Origin of the sequence: Clostridium sp. UBA5119 (genome assembly GCF_002414285.1) — a bacterium.
In the GTDB taxonomy this organism is placed as follows: Bacteria; Bacillota; Clostridia; order Clostridiales; family Clostridiaceae; genus Clostridium_J; species Clostridium_J sulfidigenes.
On record NZ_DHYX01000068.1, the window covers coordinates 438 to 5,110 of the forward strand.

General features: G+C 29.7%; 2 protein-coding genes and 1 pseudogene. 2 read left to right on the top strand and 1 reads right to left on the bottom strand.

Translation table 11 applies throughout. The features are described 5' to 3' along the window. Nucleotides 1-167: pseudogene (locus tag B2671_RS10845) on the bottom strand (TetR/AcrR family transcriptional regulator); the annotation flags it as partial. 219 nt (nt 168-386) lie between these two features. Between B2671_RS10845 and B2671_RS10850 the strand changes: the two are divergent. Together B2671_RS10850 and B2671_RS10855 are read left to right on the top strand one after the other, a co-directional pair. Further along, a complete protein-coding gene (locus B2671_RS10850) occupies nt 387-1,088 on the top strand; it encodes an ABC transporter ATP-binding protein (protein WP_346870429.1) in 702 nt (233 codons plus the stop codon). A 10-nt stretch (nt 1,089-1,098) separates the two neighbouring features. Then, nucleotides 1,099-4,506 (top strand): FtsX-like permease family protein, encoded by a 3,408-nt coding sequence (locus B2671_RS10855; RefSeq protein WP_346870430.1) that lies wholly within the window; start codon nt 1,099-1,101, stop codon nt 4,504-4,506. Nucleotides 4,507-4,673: the final 167 nt, after the last annotated feature.

The following is a 4,673-nucleotide window of genomic DNA, read 5'->3' on the forward strand; positions in this document are numbered from 1 at the left end:
GTATCTTTATAATGGGTATAAAAAGTTCCTCTATTAATATCCGATTTTTTGCAGATATCAGTAACGGTAACTTCATGAATTTTCTTATGTTTAAGTAAGTCAATTAAGCTTTCTTTTATTATTTTTTTAGTATATAAAATTCTTCTATTTCCTTTAACTCCTGCCATTTAACTCATCCTTTTTTAGTATTTATAAAAGCAATTATTAATTATATGTTATTAAATAAACAAAATTCGTTAAAATGTATATTTAATAACACTATAAAAATATGTGATTATTGTAACTAATCCATATATTATTTATACTTGAATTATAGCATTAACTAAACAAGGTGTCTATTTAATGACATTGAGTATTTAAAGGTAGTATTGATTAGGGAGGGCAACATGTCATACATAGAGATAAAAGATGAATATAAAAGATATAAGGTTGGAGAAACTACCATTGCAGCAAATAATGGTATTAATTTTTCTATAGAAAAGGGAGAGTTTACTATTATTCTAGGACCAAGTGGTGCGGGTAAAACAACTGTGCTCAACATACTTGGAGGAATGGATACTTGTGATGAAGGTGAAATAATTATTGATAACGTTGATATATCTAAGTTTAACAAGAGACAGCTTACAAAATACAGAAGACATGATGTAGGGTTTGTATTTCAGTTTTATAATTTAGTTCAAAATTTAACTGCAAAGGAAAATGTGGAATTGGCTACACAAATTTCAAAGGATGCTTTAGATGTAGATAAAACTCTTGAGTTAGTGGGACTTGATCATAGAAAAAACAATTTTCCATCTCAATTATCAGGAGGAGAACAGCAAAGGGTTTCTATAGCAAGGGCTATAGCTAAAAATCCTAAGTTGCTATTATGTGATGAACCAACTGGAGCCCTTGACTATAAAACAGGAAAACAGATTTTAAAGACATTACAGGATACATGTAAAAACACAGGGACAACAGTAATTGTTATAACCCATAATTCAGCCCTTGCGCCTATTGCAGATAGAGTTATAAAAATTAGGGATGCAAAGGTTACAAGTGTTGAAGTGAATAAAAATCCTGTTTCAGTTGAAGACATAGAGTGGTAGAGGGTAGAAGATGAAAAATGGAGCGTATAAAAAATCAATAATAAGGGAAATATTATCTTCTAAAGCAAGGTTTATATCAATACTTGCTATAATTTTTTTAGGAGTTGCTTTTTACTCTGGAATTAAATCTAGTGGACCAGATTTAAAAGAGTCCATAAATGAATTTTTTAAAGAGCAAAATTTAATGGATAGCAAGATAGTGTCTAGTATAGGTCTTAATGAAAATGATTTAAAGTTACTGGAGAATAACGATAAAATTTTAGATTACTTTGGAACATCTAGTATAGATGTAAATTTAACTAATATAAATAATGTGGTTAAATTTATGGAATATGATGAGAAAGACGCTAGTAATATAAATAAACTTATTGTTACAAAAGGGAGATTGCCTGAAAATAGTGGTGAGATAGCTTTAGATGAAAATGCTTTAAAGAAAGATAAAAATTTAAAGATAGGGGATAGCTATACCATAGAATCTGATGAAGAGCTGGATGAATACTTTAAGAAGAAAACTTTTAAAATTGTTGGATTTGTACAAAGTCCTATGTATATAGAAAATATATCTAGGGGAACAACTACCGTTGGAAAAGGAAGTGTAGACTATTTTGCAATATTAAATAGTTTAGATATATCCATGGATGTGTATACGGAAGTATATGTACGATTTAAAAATGTAGCTAACATTGGTGCATATAGTGATGAGTATAAAGATAAGATGGAGGAAAATAATAAGTATCTTAAAAACTTATACTCAAAAAGAGTGGTAGAAAGAATTGAAGAAGTAAAATTAGAGGCAGAAAAGGAGTTAAGTAAGGCTTATAAAAAAATAGAAGATGGTGAAAGAAAGCTTGAAGATGCTGAAAAAGAAATAGAGGAAGGCAGAGCAAAGCTTATTAATGGTAAAAATCAATATGAAGAGTTTGCAGAAAAGTATCAGCAAGAAATCAAAGCTAGTGAACTGAAATTAATTGAAGGTGAAAGAGAATTAGATAAAGGTCAGAAAGAACTAGATAAACAAAAAGAGCAATTTTTACAGGGTGAGAAACAGCTAGAGGCAGGAAAAATTCAACTTGATAATGCTAAGGAAGGATTTTTAAACCAAGGCATTGATCCTACTGAGAGTACAGTAGAGTATGAAAATCAAATAGATAGTTTAGAAGTTTTAATTGGGACATACAATATACTTTCTAATGATATGAGAGAAACAGCAAAGAACACTAAAGAAGGTGAAAAAGTTTCAAAGGAAAAAATTAAGTATTGGAAAGGCGCTTTATCTAACCCTGACTTAGGATTAAGTGAATTAAGTAGTTTAGTAAATAGTTTAGAAAAAGACCCAACTAATGTTTCTTTAGTGATTAGTATGGCACAAGGAGTAGAAGGTGCTAGTAAAAGTGCAAGTGAGAATAAGTCTAAGGTAGAAACTTTAGTAGCTGGAATAACTCAGTATCAACAAGGTATAATTTCCTATGAGGAGAAAGTTAAAAGTTTTAATGAAGGCAAGATACAACTTGAAACAGCTGAAAAGCAAATACTCATAGGGAAAGAGGAACTTATCAAAGGTAAAAAAGACCTCGAGGAAGGTAAAAAACAAGGACAGTTAGAACTTGATAAGGCTAAGAAGGAACTTGAGGCTTCGGAGAAAAAACTCCTTGATGGAGAGAAGGATATCAAGGAGAATAAAGCAAAACTTGCAGATGGGCGAAAAGAGATAGATGAAGAAAAGGAAAAATTAAATGATTTGCATAATAGTAAATATTATTTCTTTGATAGAAATGATAATCCAGGTTATGCAACTTACAAAGGATCAATTGATAGCTTAGATAAGATAGCTTCAGTATTTCCTGTATTTTTCTTCCTAGTTGCAGCACTTATATGCTTAACTACAATGACTAGAATGGTGGAAGAAAATAGAGTGGAAATAGGAACACTAAAGGCTTTAGGCTATAAGGATTTAGAAATAGCTAGGAAATTCATAGTTTATGCAGCATTAGCTAGTATTGTTGGTAGCGTCCTTGGTATTGTAGTTGGAAGCAGTATCCTTCCATATATAATTAGTAAAGCTTATTCATCTGCCTTTGCATTACCAAAGGTAAAAATACACTATTATCCATCCTATATAATTCAGTCTTTAGTAGCCTCAATACTTTGTACAGTAGGAGCATCATTAATTGTATTAAAAGAGGAGTTAAGAGAAAATCCTTCTGATTTAATGAGAATAAAAGCTCCAAAGGTTGGTAAAAAGATATTATTAGAAAGAATTACACCTTTATGGAAAAGACTGAACTTTAATCAAAAGGTTACCTTTAGAAATCTTTTTAGATATAAGCAAAGGATGTTGATGACAATACTTGGTATATCAGGATGTATGGCTATGCTTGTTGCAGGGATATCTCTTGAAAAATCCAATTCTTCAGTTATGGATATTCAATTTGGAAAATTATTAAAGTATGATGCTATGGTAGTATTTGATGATAATAATAGTAAAAAAGAAGATGATGAATATGAAAGTAGTTTAAATAACTTAAAGGGATATGAAAGTAGCTTAAATATTCATCAAGATTCAGTAACCTTTATTAAAGAAGGTGTAAGTAAGCAAAGTGCTATTATGTATGTACCAGAAAATATAGATGAGTTAAATAAATATATTTTATTAAACCATAGAGAAAGTGGAACTAAGTACAAACTATCAGATAGTGGAGTAATTATAAATGAAAAACTTGGAAATGTTTTAGGGGTATCTGCTGGGGATTATGTAACTTTAACAGATTCAGATAATAATTCTCATAAGGTTAAAGTAGATAACATAGTAGAAAATTATGCTGGACATTATATATATCTATCACCATCCTATTATAAAGAGATATTTAAAAGTGCTCCCAAATATAATGCACAATTATTAAAGTTAAATTCTAATAGAGAAGATGATAATAAAATATCTACTACCCTTATGGACAATGATAAAGTAGTAAATGTTACCCTTGCTTCAAAGCTAAGAAGCTTAAGTGAATCTGCTGATTTAGGCTTAGTTATGATAGTAATAATAGTTGCTTCAGGAAGTTTAGCATTTGTTGTATTATATAATTTAATTAATATAAATGTATCTGAACGTATAAGAGAGATATCTACAATAAAGGTACTAGGCTTTTATGATAATGAAGTTGCCATGTATATATTTAGAGAAAACATAATACTAACAATATTAGGTATACTTGCAGGGTCAGTTATGGGTAAAATATTATATGTATTTTTAGTGAGTACAGCAGAAATGGATAATATGATGATGATACCAACTGTAGACATGAGCAGTTATGTAATCTCTGGAGTAATTACAATGTTTTTTGCCATATTAGTTATGATAATGATGCATATAAAATTAAAAAATATAAATATGATTGATGCACTAAAATCCATAGAGTAAAGTTCAAATTAAAGGGAGTCGCAAATTGCGGCTCTTTTTTTCAGCAAAATGTTAGGTTAAAAGTAGTATTTTTTTATCCGATATCTACCAGATCTAATACTCCCATCTTTTTAAAAGTGGGAGTAAAGAACTCTGTTTATGATGTTATCATGGAACTAAATAGATAT

Coding starts and splice junctions, on each gene's coding strand:
- B2671_RS10850 (WP_346870429.1), top strand. CDS start 387: ATGTCATACATAGAGATAAAAGATGAATATAAAAGATATAAGGTTGGA.
- B2671_RS10855 (WP_346870430.1), top strand. CDS start 1,099: ATGAAAAATGGAGCGTATAAAAAATCAATAATAAGGGAAATATTATCT.